The following is a 19,346-nucleotide window of genomic DNA, read 5'->3' as shown; positions in this document are numbered from 1 at the left end:
AAATTATAACTAATACAATTAGGAGGAAAAATATATGCATAACCAAATGAATAATCAAAATCAACAAGGCAAAAATGCTATTCAACATGTACATGATGTACAATCACAATTAGAAAGCGCTAAAAATTGTTTGAATCAAGCAATAAGCACAGTAGAAAAACCAGAAAACAAAAAGAGAATCCAAGATACTCTTAATGCAGTTAACAACGCATTAACTAGCGTAAATACTACTATTTCTAACTACCAAGAATCTTAATCAGCATTTAAAAAAGCATAGAAATTATTAAGGGGCTGTCGTAATACATAAGTCTTCAAACAATGTATTATACGACACCCCTTATGTATTTATCTATTAATACATAAATCGCTACTTAGTCTTTCAGCAATCTTTTTGTCCAAATCCTTGACAATTTCGATATATCTTGTCCAGCTATCAAATTCATTGATACTCTTTTTAAATAGAATCCTTTCAAAATTTCTTCTGATTTTATTTACATTCTCTTTATCTTTTTCACTGATATTATCATTATTAAGAATAGTGATAACAGTACTTAATGCTTCTATTACCCTATCTCTTTTTGAATCATTGATTACACTAATGAAATTTTCGTCAAATTCTATAATTGTATCATAATCATTATTTATCTTAACCTGTTCCATCAAGGATTTTGTGTAACCTACTATACATTTATCTCTATCACATTTACCACAGTATTTTTTGCCTAAACATATTTCTTCAATCTTATTGTCCAATTTAGCGTAATAATCATATAACATTTGTGAAGTCTTCAGATATTTTGATGCCTTTTCCTCTGCACGAGCTTTCAATAGAGCTCTGAGTCTTATAATAAATATTGTAGTGACTACCACAAGAAATAGTATTACATATACTGGTTGCAAATAACTCTTAGGTACTGTTGAAAATAATTTGGTTATACCAAAAATCATGAAAATAGAAGCAGCAATCAGTTTAATAATGAATTCTGGGATTTTGTTTCCTAACTTTCTGCCAATGAATATACCTAAACCTCCTGTAACAATCATACCTGATACAGTACCAAGAAGTATTATCAATGGATAAGAAGCATCTGTTGATAATGTAATTGCAGTAAGTTGAGTTTTATCACCCAATTCCCCAATAAAAAATGCTGTAGCCACAGTAAAAACCGGTCCTAGAGACATAGTTTTATTCTTCTCTTCACTATCTTCTTCCTCAATCTTTAATGTCCATATGGAAAAGCCTATGAAGGCAAAACCAGCAATCATTCCAAGAGTATTAACAGGAATAAAGCGACATAGATAGCTTCCCAATATGACAGCTAAACCATGATTGAGTAGTGCTCCTAGGAAAATACCACCTAGAACTGCCCTAACTTTGTAACGAGTTGCAAATGCCATTGCTAATATTTGAGTTTTGTCACCCATTTCTGCAATAAAAATCAAACCAAAAGCCTTAATAAATTCTGAAAACATTTCTAATCCTCCAATAATCTCTATAAGAATATCCAAAAGGTAGAACTTATCTTTAGTATATTGAATACATTCATGAGATACTCAATATTAGTAGATAATGAACGCTAAGTAACAATAAAAAAAGAAGTGAAAATTATAGATTGGTACCATTATACCAATCTAAAAGTCTCACTTCTTTAAATTCTATTTAAAGCGAATAAAACCAGGATTTCTCCATTATGTTGACTTTATTCATGACTACCGTCACAGTTACTCCCTTTTAGAACATCTATGATTTTAACACAAAAACATTCATATGTAAATATCAAAATAACAAATGATAATTATTATCAATTATTTCATTGTGTACATAAGATTATTCTATTAATTGCTCATAGCTCACACCATATTTTATAGCTATTTCCTTTGCATAACTTTGACCTAGGGGTTTACCTTCTCTAACCTTAAAGGATTGAACATCATCTTTTGAACCAGTTACCAAGTTAACTACTCTTGGTGCCTCTACATGTTCATCCATATTCATGTCCTCAACTTTTTCTCCTAATTCATGTAAATGTGTATTGAATATAACTGTTGCACCTAATAACTGAAGAGCCTTTAATACGTCTGTTGCTATTATTAAACTCTCCAGATGACTTGTTCCATCAAAAGATTCATTCATCAGTAGGAGGCTGTTGGGTGACATATGGGAATAGATAGTAGAGAATCTTTGGCATTCTTCTCCTAACCTTCCATAAGTCACTGTTTGTATTTCTTCACTTGGAAAATGCAGAAACAATCTATCAATCAATCTTATTGTTGCATTCTTAGCTGGAATATAGAATCCAAGCTGTGAAAACCAATAAATCTGACCAATTGACTGTGTAAAAGTGGTTTTTCCTCCTCTATTAGCACCTGTAAGTATGAATATATTACCTATGGGTTCTATACCGAAATCATTTAAAACCATTTCATTGTTTTTTTGAGAATCCATCATATCATAAGCCAAGTTGATATTATATAGTCCTTCGATCTTAGTTGAACCTTCACCTATAACTCTAGGCTTACATATTGGAAAACCTCCATCATTCATCTTATTATAAATTCTATAAGCAATTTCATAAAAGATTATATCTTGTTTCAAAGGTTCATAAACACCTAATAGACTACTGTTGAATTGATCACAGAAAGCTATTAATTGTTTCATTGCAGGTGCGATAATCTTTTCTAAGTTATTTAATGAATCTGGCAGCATCAGGCTTTCTGGTGCAAAAATTTTTCTTGGTATGGATTTTAATTCAGAAAAACCATAATTAACAATCTTAGAGACTTTTTTCAATTTTCTACTGTATTTGAAGGGCTTATCTTCTAATGATAAAACAATGGCTTCAACAGGCTTTAGATTATAGTCAAAATTAATTCCTACTTTTAGACTGTGAACACCTTCCTCCATCTCTTTTATATGATAGATGTCTTCTTTGAAGTTATGATAGACGTCACTATCTATGGTGGATTGCAAAAAATCTCTGAATAAGGTTAGTCCCTTTGAAGCAATACTAGAATTTTTTAACATATGATATATATTTTCCGTCAAAGACATCACATTAGCTACTTCATCAATTCTTTTCAACAAATTGTAAAGGGTGGCTTCACTTTCAAAAGCGAATTTTATCATATTCTTTATCTCAACACATTTCTGCAATGTATTTTTTAATGTATCTAATAGAAGGGGATTATTAATAAAATCGTTAAGTATATCTTGACGATATTCTATAGTATCAGCTGATGCTGGTACCTTTTTTAATAAAGAAACCAAGTCACCTTCTAGGTTGTCTGCTAGATCATCCAGGATTAATGATATATTGATATCTTCTATAGTTCTATCATCCAATTCAAAATAAGAATCAGAGTCTGTCAACCATAATAGACTAAGTTCATAACTATCATTCATGTTCAAGATTTTTCCCCCAATCTCTCTACTAATTGAGTATAGGTAACTTTATATTTTTCTGCTATCTCCCTGGCATGGCTCATCCCTAAGGGCTGTCCCTCATAGATTTTATAGGTGTTTTTACCATTACTAAACCCTACAACATAACTTTTAATATGGGTATCATTTTCTAATTCTTCATTGATTCTATGAGCCATCAAACCTAATTCGTGTAGATGAGTATTATATATCATACGAATTTTTTTGAATTTTACTGCCCGAATAACTTCTTCTGCTATCTTTAAGCTTTCCAGATGACTTGTTCCTGAAAAAGATTCATTGAGCAATAGTAAGCTTCTATTAGTAGCTTGTCTAAACAATCTACTGAAATCTTCACATTCTTTACCGAATTTTCCAAGATTGATAGTTTCTTTTTCCAAGAGTGGGAAATGAGTGTAGACTCCGTCAACCAAACTTAGCTCAGCCTTTCTGGCAGGAATCAATAATCCTAGTTGAGCAAATATTTGAATCTGACCTATGGCTTGAGTGAATGTTGTTTTACCACCCCTATTTGCGCCAGTCAGTATAATAACTCTTCCTTCTTGTCCCATTTCAAAGTCATTACATATGATTTCTGGTAAGTCATCCTCCTCTTTATTAGATAACATCTCATAAGCAAGAGATATATTATAACAATCTGTCACATTCATTTTTCTTTCGTCTGATGGTATAAGCTGTGGTTTGCAAATAGGTAATTCATTAATTTTCATAAGCTTCAATAGATCACAACTTGATTTATAGAAGGTAATTTCTCTAAGTAGCGAAATAAATGGTTCTGTATCAATCTTCGTGTATTTTTCCATGAAAGACTTCAATATTGCTTTGTGATCTTTTAATCCATACTCAATTTCATCTAATAAATCCCAATTAATCTTACTAATAGAAAAAACTGGTGCATAATTTTTAAGATAAGTACCGAGAAATTTCTCATTCACTTCTATTGCTGTAGATACTTTCCTGAAAGCCTTGGGATACCTATATTTGTATTCACTTACCTTAGTTACCTGTGCTTCATAAGGTCTCATGACAGGTGACATGTTAATAGATAACTCTACTCCTTTAATCTTGGTAAATATGTATCTAATCTCTTTTAAATCTTTCTTCATCTGTTTGAATCTATCTTTGTTTATGATTTCATCAATATTTACTTTTAGCCTATTCAATCCTGCTGATGAAGGTTTATAATATGATAATGTCTGATTAAGGGATTCTACACAGTTTATTGAAGCCTCTACTGTTATTACCAAGTCAATAAGGAAATATAAGTTAGTCAGGTTATTACTAAACTTCCCATTCTTGGATTTCAACTCCCAGAAACCTTTCAGGTCATTTTCCAAATCCAATATAAAATCTGGCTTTTCCATAAAATCAGCCATTATATCTTGTCTATATTTGATAGTAGCTTCATCCATACATAGTTTGTATATTATTGATTCATTCTCCTTGCTCATTTCAATTAGTTTTTTATAGATTATATGTAAATTAAGATCCTTGATTACTTCTTTATCTATGTTCCTTATTTTTGATTCCTTCAACCATAATAAACTATCAAACATTGATTAACATCTCCTTAATAACTCTTTTATCTAAATGTTAACTATAATCTATATTTTATCATAGATATAATAATAAAAGTGAAAAAAATAAGTGAAGTTGCATAATAATACAACTTCACTCATAGCATTTATCAATATTCTTTTAATCTTTTTATAGTATTATCTCTTTTACCATTTGGCTGAGGCTGGATTTTTCTTCAACACCTTTTATCAGGTCAGATGATTTTGATATATCTCCCATTAGGATACCACCAGTAAACTTATTACCTGTAAAGTATAGCTTTTTATAGATTGCTTTATCTTTATCTTGTTGATTAATACTATTATATGATAGGTCTTTTTTATTTCCTAGATCTCCAGTTGAAAATATGTCCATGTTCATTGCATTGAATATATTATTAGGTATAATATTTTTATAGGTAAGAGTATCTCCAACAGCATTGGCACCTGCAACTTCACCCTGTTCTATGGCTTGCTGCCATATATAATAGTTGATACCATCAAACTCAGTTACATCTCCTGCTCCATAGACGTTCTCAATATTGGTTCGCATATATTCATCAACAATAATTCCTCTATTGACATTTATACCCGCTTCTTGAGCTAATTCTGTATTCGCTCTGACTCCTACAGATACAATGACCATATCTGCTTCTATTATCATATCATTACTAAGTTTAACTCCTGTTACTTCATCTTCCCCAAGAACAGCATCAGCAGTTACACTTTTATGAATGTTGATTCCTGTTTTCTTAATACCATTTTCCAGTATCCTAGAACTTTCTTCGTCCAATTGTTTTGGTAATAGTCTATCAGCCACCTCTATAACAGTTACATCAAGTTCCAATTTCTTTAATTCCCAAGCTGCTTCAAGACCTAATAATCCCCCTCCGATAATAGCTGCTTTATTACAATTCTTTGCATAAGCTTTTACTTCATCAGCATCAGATAATGTCTTAATAGAAAAGACACCTTTTTTATCAATACCTTGAAGTTGTGGTATAAAATTATGGCTGCCATTTGCCAATATCAATTTTTCATAGGTTACAATTTCTTCATTATCAAGTATGACCTGGTTGTTACTGGAATCAATCTTAGTGACTGCAGTACCAAGCATCAAATTTATGTTATTCTCACTGTACCATTCTTTTTTATGAAGGTAAAAATATTCTTCATCATGGCTATCACTAATATAATCTGATAGACTAGGTCGATAATAAGCATAATTAGGGTCTTTGTCAATAACTATAATCTCAGCATTGGTATTTCTTTTTCTTATTGCTTCAACTGCTGAAATACCTGCAGCATTATTACCAACTACAACAACCTTTTCCTTTTTGTCAGAAGTAAATACTGGTTCTTCTTCAGTATATAATTCGAATTCTTCTGATGGTGCACCACATACTGGACAGATTTCAGGAGGTTCATCTCCTTCAAATATTTCTCCACAAATAATACATCTCCAAAGTTTCATATTACCGTCCTCCTTGATTATTCATTATTCTTATCTATAGGATATACTTGTTGATAATTATTGTCAAGTAAAAGTTATAATTACATAAAAAGACATTTTTATTTTATTTATCCTTCCCTTATATCTCTATATTCTCCAGGAGTTATCCCTTCATACTTTTTAAAATATCTTGTAAAGCTTTGAGTATTATTATACCCTACTTCTATAGCAATATCCTTGACAGTATCATCTGTTTCTATCAATAATTCTTTGGCTTTGGTAATACGAATATTATTTAGATAATTTATAAAAGTTATACCTAGATTCTCTTTTATTATCTTTCTAAGATGTGAATAACTAATGTCCAATTTATCAACTAACCAATTCAAATCCAAGTTGCTGTCAGAGTAATTATCACTAATGAGCTCTACTACCTGTTTAATGTTTTTACTATCCTTCACACTGTTATTCTCCTGATATTCGATTATATTCTTATAGATATATAATAAAAACTCTCTAATGTCTTCAACTGTATCTTTTTCAGATAGCTCTCTAAATATGTTGTATGATTCTTCAAATACTTCTGTAATACTTATATTGGCTTCAAGAAGATATTCTATGGTCCTGCTAAGTAAGGAATAGAATATTGGAACAATGCTTTCATAAGAAACATTTTTCTTGTTCTTAATCTCACTAATGATATCAATCAAACTAAGTTCAATATCTTCATAGGAGTTTTTCTTCAAATAATTCATTATATGCTTTTCTCTTGTTACAAAATCAAAATCGGCTCTATCATTATCCTTTAATCCTTCATAATATATAATGCTGTTGTAACCTGCAATTATTCTGTAGTTAAGTGCTTCAATAGCTTCTAGATATGACAGCCTGATTCTTTCTTTTCTCTTATATATATTTCCTACCCCTATTGAAATGGTAAAATCCTCAATAATTGAAGTTTGTTTTATTATTTCCTCTGTAATATGCTTCAATGAATCAACGAACCCTTCCTGGGTTAATCCTAGTATAATAACTACTTTATCTTGATTTAATAAAGAGCCTGCCCCTATAATGCCCTCGTTATTATTTGCCGTTACCTGCTCAGCAGTCTTTAATAATAAGGTCTTGAAGTAATATTGCTCCTTATATAAATATTTTTTTGAAAAACTATTATATCTATCTATTGATATAACCAAAGTACAATACATATTTACTCCACTATTAAATATCTCATTGATTTTTTCACAATTACCCCGAACCAGCTGCATAATATAAGATTGGCGGATAGCCTTTTCATTCATTTCAAATAGATTTATCAATTTTTGGTCTTCTTCTAGGATATTACTGACTACATCAGAGATTACATATAATTCATTTTTCTTAGCTTTATTTTTATCAATCTTGAACTTTAGATTTTCTAGAATATCATTAATTGGATTATATATTTTTTTGGATATATAGTAAGCGAATACAACTCCAAAAATTAATATGATGACTGATAGAACAATCAACCATATGTTGAAACAATTGACTTGTTTATACAAAGAATTTAAAGATATTGCATTAACATAGATCAATCCAGTATCCCTAGATTTGGAATATGAAACCAAGTATTTTTTATGGTGTATATCTTTTATAAGATAACCTTTTGCTTCTTGTGATTCAATGATACTATTTATTAATGACCTAGATATCTGTTGACCTTGATTTATTCCATTGACTATTATTGTCCCATCAGAATTAAGAATATAAAAGAAATCATTGTTATAAGTATCACTTTCGTTTATTGAAGAGAAATCAAATACTTCTTTATTGATGTTGATAACAAGAGCACCTTCAAAATCAAAGGTATTCAATAATTCTAATGGATATATCATAGTTACAACTGTACTTACTATATCTCTATCTATGTCTATATAATAAAAGTAATCAAGATTTTCTTCAACTATCTTTCGCTTAGGTAGAATTTTTATCTGTTCTTTATTCATATTGTAAGCTTTAGTCCATTCAGTATCATAAAAATTTTCTTTATTATAGATTTCTCCCCATGGAGTAATTATTTTGTTGGTTTTATTATTAAACAAGTATATGGTATGTATATCATCATTTGCTACAATATAAGAATTCAATAGATTCGCTACATCAATAACTTTTTCAATGTAGTAGTAATCATTGTTTTCCATAACATCCTTATACTTAAATAATTCTTGGACATCATTGTTCAATGCTATCTGAAGTACATTGCTTTTCAGTTTCTCTATAATCTTGTCAACATCTTTTTCAAGTATACTAAGATTGTTCATATTTGTATTGTTACTCTCAGTTTTAAAAAAATTAACAACATTCAATTGAAAAAATACAGCAAATAATAATAATGGAATAATTAATATTATAATATAAGTAATAAATATCTTCTTGAACAACTTTCCCCTGTTTCTTTTGAAGCTTAATCTATTATAATGTATAATAATCACTCCTATCATTAGTATTTGCTAGAGTATAAATATTCAAATTATTTATGTGTATAATTACAAATTATATGCAACTAATTATTTATTTGTATTTTAATATTAAGCACTATACTATTTATTATTATCCTTGATAGCACATTTATTGTCAATAAAAATAGGATTACTAATGCATAACGGTTCTTGCTGATATTCATTCCATAATTCAATCCTATAAAACAAGGTATCTGTACTCACATTAAACAATAGTTTTCTATCATTGTCTTCTATCTTTTTCTCAATGACCAATCCCCTTGATGAATACAATTTCAATAGAGCAGGTCTTACCTGCTTAATATAGCAAGTCAAAACAACATTTTCACTATCATTGGCAATATACGTTTCTCCCATAAATACATCTTCTATACTTATATCAACCATTGGAGCTTTTGGTTCTGCTGATACACATACCCTACCCTGACGAATACCATTCAATATCCCCCTTTTATTAAATGATAAACTATTCACCCATGTGGTAGGTACACCATACCATTTTTTAGGCTGTTTCCTATGGAAGTCACTACCTCCTAATGCTATAATCTTTTTACCTTTACATAACATGGAATGCCACCAATCTATAGCCCTTTGATTCCCTTCGGAAAACCATGAATTCCATATCTCAACATAAGAAAAGTCAAAATTCTCTAATCCCCATTTCCATTTATCTTTGTGAAAAGGGTGATTCAGAGAAATAATGGCATCATTAGCTTTGCCCTCTTCCATATATTTTCTTATATCCTCTATATTTTCATATCTAAAATGAGAAAAAGGTTTCTTGCAACCAAAAAAATTAGCGTGCCCTTTATAAGTAGTTAACTCAACACCTGGAATCACAACTAGATCATCAGATGGCTTATAATCTGTATTCTGGGAAAAGGTATTATGGTCAGTAAGTGCTATAAAGTCTAAGCCCTCTTCTTTAACATAATCCATAACCTCATTGAGAGTAAAACTGCCGTCACTATGTATAGAATGGGTATGCAAATCACCTTTATACCATTTACTTTGCTCCAACTTTATGTTGATATTCAAGGTGACTTTGCAATTTTTTCTTATATTAAAAATACCAAGAATGATTTTCCACTCTCCTGACTCAATAAATCCTGATAGATAACCTTCTGTAGCATAGTCTTCTTGGATAATAATCCTATTCTTCAATAAATTACTCCATCCCCTATATCCATTTATATCTTCTACCCCAAAATCAATTGCATTATGTTTTGCATCATCAACTTTGTATCTTATGATTATTTGTTGTGTATTTACTGGAACCTGAAAAGGCACTTGAATAAAAGTGCCTTCCTGTTCTTCTGTTACAATGTACTCCAAGTGCATATACAATAACTCTTCGTTACTCATTTTCTATCCTCCATGTTAGTCATCCACTGTATTATTGTGGTATGAAAATCCCACCTAACTGACAAATCTCTGCATTAGCCTTTCCATAAAATCCAGCTATTTGCCAGCCTTCTGGTGCTTCTATTGTCATCTCTTCGTCAGACTTTGTACCACCAGATAAAACTTTACCCTTATTGGTTTCAATTTTTATGTAATATATTTGTTTCTGCTTCCAATACCATCTTTTATCCTTACATATCTTTACTTTTACAATGTATTCATCCTCATCTAAAATGATCTCATCATAATCTCCACCATTTCCACCAGCTTGAGCACTTATATCTCCATATTGAATTTCAACTGAGTCAACCCTGTCGCCTGTTCTTATACTTACTTTTGATGGTTTAGCAGGCATATACTCTATAAAATTGAATGGGTCACCAGCTGTTCCTCCAAAAGTACTACTTAACTTGATATTATCCGATAGACTATAATCTATTGTAATACTGGTTGCATAATGATCTGACAATCTATCTCCGTTCTCATCAATGAACATTTCTTCTTCAATCTTATAGTCAACAAAATCAAATGTAACAATATCACTGCTTCTATACATTATCTTATCTATTGTTTCATAGTTAGGACCACTCAAGTCCTCATTGAGATCTTCCATGGTATCATGATAATCTCGAAATTCAGGAACTTCTCCATTACGAACAAATTCTATCCAAGGATCTGTCAATCCACACTCTGTAGTCAGATTTTCATATAGATTATCACATTCTCTTGTATAGAATGCATTGGTATCACCAAGTAGAATAATTGCATTTCCACTAGAATGATTATTGATATATTCTGCCAACTGAATAAAATTATCATGTCTTGCTTCTCTTGACCCTTCATCTCCTCCAGCATCTGCATGAAGATTATAGAGGTCAACAATCACTCCTGGCTCAAGCTCTATTCTCTGATATGAAAAACCTTTTGGAGTCATTTCATCAGCACCATGATATCCAGGTGGTGGACAAGTTATATTTCCATGTGTCATATCCCATGGAATATTTATTGACTCTTTGATAGGATAATTGGAAAGTACATTCAATCCACTTCCAAAAGGAACATTTCCTGGGTGGTCTGTTACATAAGGAAACTGTGATTTGGATAATAGATCATCATGGTATGCAAAATCTTCCTGTACAGCTACAATATCAAAATTATTGATGAGCTCCCCTATTCTCTTGGTATTCTTTTCAGGATCCGCACTGGATAATAATGCCGGTAATCCTGCAATGTTGTAAGTCAATATAGTAATTCTATTATCATCATTTGACTCAGCCAAAGTATATATACTTGTCATTGAAAATACTATAATCATGCATATAAACAACCCTGAAACTTTCTTAATCATATCTTTTAACACATTTACCATCTCCTATTTTTTAATAAACCTTCATAGTTCTAACCTTTCGTTGAACCTACCATAAGTCCTGAAATAAAGTATTTTTGAAGAAAAGGATATAAAATCAATAACGGAATAATAGCTATCATGACTCCAGCCATCTGTGTGTTTTTAGTAATGATTGTAGCTGACGATGATGCATCTGAATCAATAACCAGTCCTTTTAAGGCAATCTGCAATGTATATTTCTTAGGATCATTAATGAATAAAACTGCTTCCATGAAGTGATTCCATCTCCCAACAAATTGAAATAATGCCACTGTTGCAATACCAGGCTTTGCTAATGGTAAATATATTCTAATAAACATCTTAAGTTGGCTAGCACCATCTATATATGCCGCTTCACCAATTGACTCTGGTATACTTTCAAAGAAGTTCTTCAACAAAACAATAGAATATCCTGAAACAATTCCCGATATTATGATAGCGATTAATTTATCTATGAGATGCAGATTCTTATACAGTATGTATAGAGGTATCATTATGTTCTGAAGTGGTATCATCATAGTGATTAATATAAATCCCATAATAATTTTTTTCCCTGCCATATTTTTGGAAAGTGCATAACCTGTTAAAGCACATAGACCAACATGCAATATTGTTCCACACACTGTAACAATAATATTATTGAGAAAGGGACGCAATATCTTCACTTGCTGAAACAACGTGTTGTATCCTTCTGTACTGAATTTACTAGGCCATATTTTCACACCAGGTACCATAGAATCAATATCTGTTGAAAAAGAAAGCGTAAATGTGTTTAATATAGGAAGCACTGTAATCAAAATAAGGATTATCATAAATAAGATATTTAGTATTCGAAAGATACTGCTAGATATACTTTTTTTATTGTTATGAAGCATTTAGTCAACCTCCTTCTTCCGTACGAACATTTGATATATAAGAACAAACACACTAGTGAACAATAACATTATAAAGGCTATGGCAGAACCATAATCCATTCTAAAATTCTCAATTCCCATACTATATGTATAAGTCATTGCCACCTGAGTTTTATCTATGACAGCATAATTCGTTAATACATAGGATTGACTAAACATCCGTAGTACACTGATCAAGTTAAGCATGAAAACAACTTTCATGGTACTGTATAAACCTGGTATAGTAATATATAATGTTTGTTTGAACCTGCTTGCGCCATCAATTGCTGCAGCTTCATATAGATTTTTATCAATCCCTGTTATTGCAGCTAAAAATATGATACAACCATAACCAGCAGATTTCCATGTGTTAAGAAAGATGAATACAGGTTGAATTATCTTTACATTAGTCATAAAATTAATAGGTTCCATTCCAAACCATTTAATGATTTCATTAACCATCCCTGTATCAGGTGCCAACAAACTGATCCATATACCTCCAATTGCAACCCAAGAAAATAGATTAGGTGTATAGATAATTGTTTGAGTCAACTTCTTGAATTTCTTGTGAGTAATTTCATTAAGTAATAATGCAAGTAAAACCTGCATGATGAAGCCAACAATTAAATTACCACCTCCAATTTGTAAAGTATTCCTGAACGCACGCCAAAAATCAATATCCGTCAATATTTCTCTATAATGTACAAGCCCTGCAAATGTATGTTCACCACCTATACTGTAGTGTTGCAGGCTCATCATGAACCCATTAACTATTGGAAAATAACTAAATACAGCAAAATAGATTAACGCGGGTAGAATTAATATATATATACCTTTATTCTTTGATAACAACTTTAACAAGTCTTTGCTGCTCTTCTTTTTTAATGTGATAGAACTCATCTTAACCCCCACTGTCTTGAAAAATTAGTCAATAAACTTCTTGGCTTTCAATTCTTTCTGCATATCTTCTACGGCTTTTTCTCCATTAACTACACCTAATATTGCTTGTATTGCATGTTTTTTAATGATTTCTTTTGCATCTTTGGTAGTATCTCTTAGGATTTCACTCTTACCATATTTGATGACAATATCTCTTGCTTCTTCATAATTAAGTGGTTGAGGCATTGGTGATTCATAATTCAATGTTTTAGGAACAACAATACCATGATCCATTGCGTGTTGTTCACCAGTTTCTGTCAATACATATTTACCATTTTCTATGTTATAATCATGTCCTTCAATACCTAACGTATTAATTATTATTCCTTCTCTTGTGTAGAATGCGGATTCCAAAAATCTAAAAGCTTGGTCTTTATTTTTACTGGTCTTCAACATGACCCATAGACCATCTTGACCGCTTGTCAGCACACCATTACCATTTTCATCAAGAATCGGTGGTAATCCTTTTATCTCAAAAGGATTATCAGGCTCTTTACTTCTAACCTTTGAGTTAAACAATCCAACCCAATTATCCCAATATACGAACATTCCTGCTCTATTGCTAAGTATCATTTCACGACAAGCTGAACTTGTATTAGTTGCAAAATTAGGATCAAGCAATCCTTCTTCATATAACTTTGCAAGCCAATCATAGACTGGAACAGCTTCTTCAGTTGCCCATGGAATATACCACTTTCCATTTTCATCTTGAGCCTCGCCATCAAACAACCCATATGCACTCATGAATGGCTGAATATCATAGATAGCTTTTAATGTAAGTCCATATGTATCATCTTTATTATTACCATCAGGATCATTATGCGTGAAAGCCTTGAATACCTCATAGTACTCATCTAATGTACTAGGCTCTTCCAATCCAAGTTTCTCAAGCCAATCCCTTCTTATCAAAGGCATTCTTCCACCTTCATATTTGTTGAATACTGCATATATCTCTCCATCTTCCCGCCTTATTCGTTCCCATTCTTTGGGATCAACCACGTCAGGGTCTGAAAGTATAGGAGAGTTCTCAATATATTTGGTCAAAGGTTCAAATAACCCTGTTTTGAATAATTTTTCAAATTGCCCGCTATTCATATAAACTATGTCCATATCGTCACCAGATGCCAACGTAGCTGTTAGTTTTGTTACATACTCATTAGCAATCTTGGTAATATCAACTTTTATACCTAATACACGTTCTATCTCTTTTTGCCACAATACATGCTCGTCCGGATCTTTTCCACCTGTAATAGCTGACAATATTTTTACTGGTTCTGTATTATCTACTTCTTCAGCATCAATATCATTTACATCATTACGTATATTAGCATCATTACCCATAGATTCTTTATCTTTTCCACACCCCGTTATACTGGTCAATACTAGCAAACAAATCAATAAAGCAGAAAGTTTCTTAATCTTCACCTATTATCTCCTCCTATAATATAATTTTGTTGTACAAAATCTGTTAGTCCATATTTTTTCCAACATATGTTTTGGTGATTTTGTATAATCAGATTGTATCATAGGTCTTTTTTTTGTAAACATTCACTTTTTATCATAACATTCATTTTTGCTTTTTAATCGTTTGCATGTCACTGTCTATGGGCATTTCAATCCTATCATCATTTTTTAGTATATAAGTCCAATCATTGGTAATGATAATATCAAGGATAAATTATAATATTATAATTTTACTAATTTTATACCATCATTCTAGAAAAGTAGGTTTGATTAATATGCTATCCCATAATATAAATGAGAATATATCAAAACTAAAAAAAATATATAATAATGATAAATTTGTTCAATACAGAGAATTAGAAGCAAAATATTCTCCTATAAGATATTGTCTGATTTCTATTAATGGCATGGTTGATAATGAAGAATTGACAATAAATGTTGTTAAGCAATTATTAGTATCAAAATATCCTAAAAATATTGCTGGTGATAAATTAATAGAATTCGTATCAAAAAAAGTGCTGACTACTATAGATCTAGTTACAATTTCCAATGTCGATGATATAGTCTCTAATATTAGTTTTGGATACTCCCTATTATTAGTAGATACTTGTGATAAAGCTATACTCATTAATAGTAAAGGCTTTGAAAAAAGAGATGTTACAGAACCTGATGCAGAAAGAGTTACAAAAGGACCAAAAGAAGGTTTTACTGAATCATTATTGACCAACACCTCCTTAGTAAGAAAAAAAATCAGAAATCCTAATCTTAAGTTTGAAATAATGGTTTTGGGTAATGTCACAAAAACGAGAATATGTATTTCTTATATGGATGATATCGTCTCTAGGCAAATATTGAAAGAAGTGAAAAAACGTCTTAATAATATTGACGTAGACATAATCCTAGAATCCGAATATGTATGTGAGTACATTCAAGACAGGTCCATAAGTTTTTTTAATACTATTGGTAATTCAGAAAGACCAGATGTCATAGCTGCAAAATTATTAGAGGGTAAAATAGCAATATTCACTGATGGTTCCCCTAGTGTTTTAACTATTCCTCACCTATTCATAGAACAATTTGAAGTTAATGAGGATTACTATAGTCATTATTTCATTGCTTCTTTCAACCGTGTACTAAGGATATTTTGTTTTATTTTATCTACTAGTATTCCTGCTTTATATATTGCATTAATAACTTACCATCATCAAATGATACCTCAGGAAATTATGGTCAGTATTGTCAGCAGCCGGGAAGGTGTCCCTTTTCCTTCAATAATTGAATTGATATTAATGCTCATTACTTTTGAAATACTTAGAGAAGCTGGTTCAAGACTTCCTCAAAATATAGGACAAACAATAAGTATTGTTGGTGCTTTGGTACTTGGTGAAGCGGCTGTTAGTGCAAGACTTATAAGTGCACCTATTGTAATTATTACAGCGCTTACAGGTATAACAAGTCTTGCTCTACCATTCATTCTGGAATCAGTTATATTCATTAAGTTCTATTTACTCTTATTCTGCTCCTTTTTTGGTCTGTATGGATATATATTTGGAGTTATGAGTATAGCTATTCATCTGATGAATCTTAAAAGTTTCGGTGTGGATTATATGACATTCTATACTGACTTGAATAAACTGGATATTCAAGATACCGCAATAAGGACACCTTGGTGGAATATAGATAATGGTGCAAAGAATTTAGTGAATTACAGGATTAAAAAACTCCAAAAAAAGAGGATGAAGTCAAATGAAAGGAATTAAGTACTCTATCTTAATAATAATTATCATAGCAAATTCAATCTTATGTACTTCATGCTGGAACTATAGAGAGATAAATGACCTATCAGTAATATTTGGACTAGGTATAGATAAAAAAGATGGTCTATATGAATTTACTGGCAAGATATTATTGACAGCCAACGAAGAGAATGAAGGAAACAATCTTAGTCAAACATTCATCAGTTCTCAAGGATTGACTATTTTCGACGCTATAAGAAACCTAGTTCTACAAGATGGTAAAAGAGTATATTTTGGACATCTCGCTTTTATTATAATCAGTGAAGATATTGCAAAAGAGAATATTAATGAAGTATTAGACCTATTTATGAGAGATGATGAGACAAGAGAAGATATGTGGATGTTTGTTGCACCAGAGCCATATTCATCTAAAGAAATATTAGAAATTGGACTAGATCATCAAGAGCTTGCCACTTATGTTAATGATACCATGATAAATATGAAACACGTAGGTAAATCCTATCCTATCCGATTATATGAATTCATTAATATTTCCAGTTCCAAAGGAAAAGATGGAGTTGTTCCATTGATTTTCATAAAAAAGACATTGCTTGGTGAAAGTGCTTATATTATAGGTAATGCTGTATTCAACGGAAACCAGATGGTAGGAAAGATCAATGGTGATGAATGTAAAACTTTATGTGTTATTCTTAACGAACAAAAAGGTGGTATACTTCCAGTAACATACAATGATGAAGCAGAAACTACAACTGTTTCATTAGAAATTGGTAAGACTAAAACTAAACTTAACCCTGTCTTCACTGATGATAATATCACTATTAAAATATCAACACAAACAACTGCTGTTATAGCTGAAATTATGAATAACAATGTGAATGTACTAGATAAAGAAGGAAAAGATAAATTGATAGAAGCAGCAGAGAATATGGTAGAAAATAATATAAAAGATTTAGTAAAAAAGGCTCAAGCTGAATTGAACAGTGATATTTTTGGTTTTGGACAACTAATAAAAAAAGATAATCCATCATTATGGAAGCAAATCGAAGATGATTGGTCCAATATTTTTCAAGATATTGACATTGAGGTGAATTCTGTTGTTGAAATATCTGGAAGCGCATTGTATGAAAAAATAATCAAATAGGTATGTTTATTGAACTTATAAATACTTGTAGGAGTTGGAAACAATGATACTATCTATGTTATTACTTTACTTATTGATAGGAAGTGTGGAACTATATATTTTATATAAGAAACAAGGTAAATCAAAAGATGTAAAGATTTATCTGTCTATATTCTCTTTAGTAATTATCCTATATCTGCTAGGTATGATCGAGATCATTGACAGGAATTTTGCAAGTATAATTAAAATATGGTAATAACATTTAGGAAGGTAATCTATGAATAATAATAAATTAACCGAAAGACAAGCAATCAGTATAATGGCAATGTTTACATTAGGGACAGGTATGATAACTGGTGGTGCCAATCCAGCGGCCGAGAATGCATGGTTAGCGATGCTCATTGCAATCTTGGTATCATTTCCTATTCAGATGATGTATGCAAGGATGCTATCTAACTATCCTGGAAAAAACATATTGGAGATTACTGATTTGACCTTCGGCAAACTCATAAGTAAAATATTCAGTATCATCTTCTTATGGAATGGAATATATCTAAGTGCTTTACTCATAAGGATATTAGATCAATTCATGAGTGTTGTTGGTCTTAATGCTACACCACAAATCATAATAATAACTGTAATAATAATTGTGGCTATGCAGATGTTAAAATCTGGCATAAAAGTATTTGGAAAATGGAGTGAATTATTTATATATATATTGTTCTTTTACTTTATATTCATTCCCTTGACCTTGATACCTTTAATCAATATAGATAATATAGTTCCTATAATGTATGATGGAATAGAACCAGTTTACAAAGGAGTCATATATGCTATTGCATTTCCTCTGACACAGAATTTTATATTCCTATTGTACTTCAACAATTTTAAGGATAAAAAATCTTACTATAAGGTATTTGCCATAGGTCCTGCTTTTGGCGCTTTCCTGCTTTTTATTGTAGTCATATTCACTATATTAGTTATAGGAAAGGATAGTTATGTAGAATCTGTTTTCCCACCATACCTCCCTATTAGAAGAATAAGTATTGGCAACTTTTTTCAGAGACTAGAGATGATTCTGCTCCTTGAATATATATATGTGGCTTTTGTAAAAATTGTAGCCTCATTATTCTCTGCACTTATTAGCTTTCAACATCTATTCAATCTTAAGAATTACAAAACCTTTGTTATACCTATTACCCTACTAGTAGGCGTATTGAGCTACTTGACCTATTCTGATTACTTGGATTATCATTATATAACTTCAGAAGTCTATTTACCATACGCAATTGTTGTCAATATACTTGTACCCTTTATTATTTTTATTGCAGAAGAAATAAAACTCAAAAGGGATTCCAAGAAAAAAATCTGAAACTGTAATGCTTATTCTATTGCCTTATTTGCAAATTAATGCTAAAATTATATCAGTT

The 19,346-nt window shown here is 31.0% G+C and carries 15 protein-coding genes; 5 read left to right on the top strand and 10 right to left on the bottom strand.

Annotated features, from left to right (window positions below):
- The first annotated feature begins 34 nt into the window (after positions 1 to 34).
- Positions 35 to 256, top strand: a complete 222-nt coding sequence (locus HYG85_RS16505) for a hypothetical protein (RefSeq protein ID WP_244971212.1) — start codon at positions 35 to 37, stop codon at positions 254 to 256.
- An 89-nt stretch (positions 257 to 345) separates the two neighbouring features.
- On the opposite strand, the gene HYG85_RS16500 is transcribed toward HYG85_RS16505, so the two are convergent.
- From HYG85_RS16500 to HYG85_RS16455, 10 genes are all read right to left on the bottom strand, one after another.
- Complete coding sequence (locus tag HYG85_RS16500; RefSeq protein ID WP_212690570.1) at positions 346 to 1,473, bottom strand: TMEM165/GDT1 family protein; 1,128 nt, start codon at positions 1,471 to 1,473, stop codon at positions 346 to 348.
- Positions 1,474 to 1,828: 355 nt separating this feature from the next.
- Positions 1,829 to 3,403 (bottom strand): MutS-related protein, encoded by a 1,575-nt coding sequence (locus HYG85_RS16495; protein WP_244971347.1) that lies wholly within the window; start codon positions 3,401 to 3,403, stop codon positions 1,829 to 1,831.
- A 2-nt stretch (positions 3,404 to 3,405) separates the two neighbouring features.
- Positions 3,406 to 4,998 carry a MutS-related protein gene (locus HYG85_RS16490; RefSeq protein WP_212690568.1) on the bottom strand — a complete coding sequence of 531 codons (1,593 nt, stop codon included), beginning with the start codon at positions 4,996 to 4,998 and terminating at the stop codon, positions 3,406 to 3,408.
- A gap of 151 nt (positions 4,999 to 5,149) precedes the next feature.
- Complete coding sequence (locus tag HYG85_RS16485) at positions 5,150 to 6,472, bottom strand: FAD-dependent oxidoreductase (protein ID WP_212690567.1); 1,323 nt, start codon at positions 6,470 to 6,472, stop codon at positions 5,150 to 5,152.
- A 107-nt stretch (positions 6,473 to 6,579) separates the two neighbouring features.
- On the bottom strand, positions 6,580 to 8,754 hold the full coding sequence (locus HYG85_RS16480) for a helix-turn-helix domain-containing protein (protein WP_212690566.1): 2,175 nt from the start codon (positions 8,752 to 8,754) through the stop codon (positions 6,580 to 6,582).
- Between the two features lie 279 nt (positions 8,755 to 9,033).
- On the bottom strand, positions 9,034 to 10,317 hold the full coding sequence (locus tag HYG85_RS16475) for a CehA/McbA family metallohydrolase (protein ID WP_212690565.1): 1,284 nt from the start codon (positions 10,315 to 10,317) through the stop codon (positions 9,034 to 9,036).
- Positions 10,318 to 10,348: 31 nt separating this feature from the next.
- Positions 10,349 to 11,716: a jacalin-like lectin gene (locus tag HYG85_RS16470; RefSeq protein WP_212690564.1), complete on the bottom strand. Its 1,368-nt coding sequence runs from the start codon at positions 11,714 to 11,716 to the stop codon at positions 10,349 to 10,351.
- A 38-nt stretch (positions 11,717 to 11,754) separates the two neighbouring features.
- A complete protein-coding gene (locus HYG85_RS16465) occupies positions 11,755 to 12,618 on the bottom strand; it encodes a carbohydrate ABC transporter permease (protein ID WP_212690563.1) in 864 nt (287 codons plus the stop codon).
- Positions 12,619 to 13,536, bottom strand: coding sequence for an ABC transporter permease subunit (locus HYG85_RS16460; RefSeq protein WP_212690562.1), 918 nt, complete (start codon positions 13,534 to 13,536; stop codon positions 12,619 to 12,621).
- Between the two features lie 24 nt (positions 13,537 to 13,560).
- Positions 13,561 to 15,000 (bottom strand): extracellular solute-binding protein, encoded by a 1,440-nt coding sequence (locus HYG85_RS16455; RefSeq protein WP_212690561.1) that lies wholly within the window; start codon positions 14,998 to 15,000, stop codon positions 13,561 to 13,563.
- Positions 15,001 to 15,314: 314 nt separating this feature from the next.
- Here HYG85_RS16455 and HYG85_RS16450 point away from each other — a divergent pair, with 314 nt between their 5' ends.
- Genes HYG85_RS16450 through HYG85_RS16435 form a run of 4 tightly spaced genes read left to right on the top strand, consistent with a single transcriptional unit; the run spans position 15,315 to position 19,288 of the window.
- Positions 15,315 to 16,799 carry a spore germination protein gene (locus HYG85_RS16450; protein WP_212690560.1) on the top strand — a complete coding sequence of 495 codons (1,485 nt, stop codon included), beginning with the start codon at positions 15,315 to 15,317 and terminating at the stop codon, positions 16,797 to 16,799.
- A complete protein-coding gene (locus HYG85_RS16445; protein WP_212690559.1) occupies positions 16,786 to 17,937 on the top strand; it encodes a Ger(x)C family spore germination protein in 1,152 nt (383 codons plus the stop codon). Before HYG85_RS16450 ends, HYG85_RS16445 begins: the two co-directional genes overlap by 14 nt.
- 43 nt (positions 17,938 to 17,980) lie before the next feature.
- Positions 17,981 to 18,172, top strand: a complete 192-nt coding sequence (locus tag HYG85_RS16440; protein WP_212690558.1) for a hypothetical protein — start codon at positions 17,981 to 17,983, stop codon at positions 18,170 to 18,172.
- A 21-nt stretch (positions 18,173 to 18,193) separates the two neighbouring features.
- Positions 18,194 to 19,288: a GerAB/ArcD/ProY family transporter gene (locus HYG85_RS16435; RefSeq protein WP_212690557.1), complete on the top strand. Its 1,095-nt coding sequence runs from the start codon at positions 18,194 to 18,196 to the stop codon at positions 19,286 to 19,288.
- Positions 19,289 to 19,346 lie beyond the last annotated feature (58 nt).

Origin of the sequence: Vallitalea guaymasensis (genome assembly GCF_018141425.1) — a bacterium.
GTDB lineage: Bacteria > Bacillota > Clostridia > Lachnospirales > Vallitaleaceae > Vallitalea > Vallitalea guaymasensis.
The sequence above is the reverse complement of the archived record's forward strand: the minus strand, read 5'-3'. Positions and strand labels throughout refer to the sequence as shown.

Coding starts and splice junctions, on each gene's coding strand:
- HYG85_RS16460 (WP_212690562.1), bottom strand. CDS start 13,536: ATGAGTTCTATCACATTAAAAAAGAAGAGCAGCAAAGACTTGTTAAAG.
- HYG85_RS16505 (WP_244971212.1), top strand. CDS start 35: ATGCATAACCAAATGAATAATCAAAATCAACAAGGCAAAAATGCTATT.
- HYG85_RS16435 (WP_212690557.1), top strand. CDS start 18,194: ATGAATAATAATAAATTAACCGAAAGACAAGCAATCAGTATAATGGCA.
- HYG85_RS16475 (WP_212690565.1), bottom strand. CDS start 10,317: ATGAGTAACGAAGAGTTATTGTATATGCACTTGGAGTACATTGTAACA.
- HYG85_RS16445 (WP_212690559.1), top strand. CDS start 16,786: ATGAAAGGAATTAAGTACTCTATCTTAATAATAATTATCATAGCAAAT.
- HYG85_RS16465 (WP_212690563.1), bottom strand. CDS start 12,618: ATGCTTCATAACAATAAAAAAAGTATATCTAGCAGTATCTTTCGAATA.
- HYG85_RS16490 (WP_212690568.1), bottom strand. CDS start 4,998: ATGTTTGATAGTTTATTATGGTTGAAGGAATCAAAAATAAGGAACATA.
- HYG85_RS16495 (WP_244971347.1), bottom strand. CDS start 3,403: ATGAATGATAGTTATGAACTTAGTCTATTATGGTTGACAGACTCTGAT.
- HYG85_RS16450 (WP_212690560.1), top strand. CDS start 15,315: ATGCTATCCCATAATATAAATGAGAATATATCAAAACTAAAAAAAATA.
- HYG85_RS16500 (WP_212690570.1), bottom strand. CDS start 1,473: ATGTTTTCAGAATTTATTAAGGCTTTTGGTTTGATTTTTATTGCAGAA.
- HYG85_RS16480 (WP_212690566.1), bottom strand. CDS start 8,754: ATGAACAATCTTAGTATACTTGAAAAAGATGTTGACAAGATTATAGAG.
- HYG85_RS16485 (WP_212690567.1), bottom strand. CDS start 6,472: ATGAAACTTTGGAGATGTATTATTTGTGGAGAAATATTTGAAGGAGAT.
- HYG85_RS16440 (WP_212690558.1), top strand. CDS start 17,981: ATGATACTATCTATGTTATTACTTTACTTATTGATAGGAAGTGTGGAA.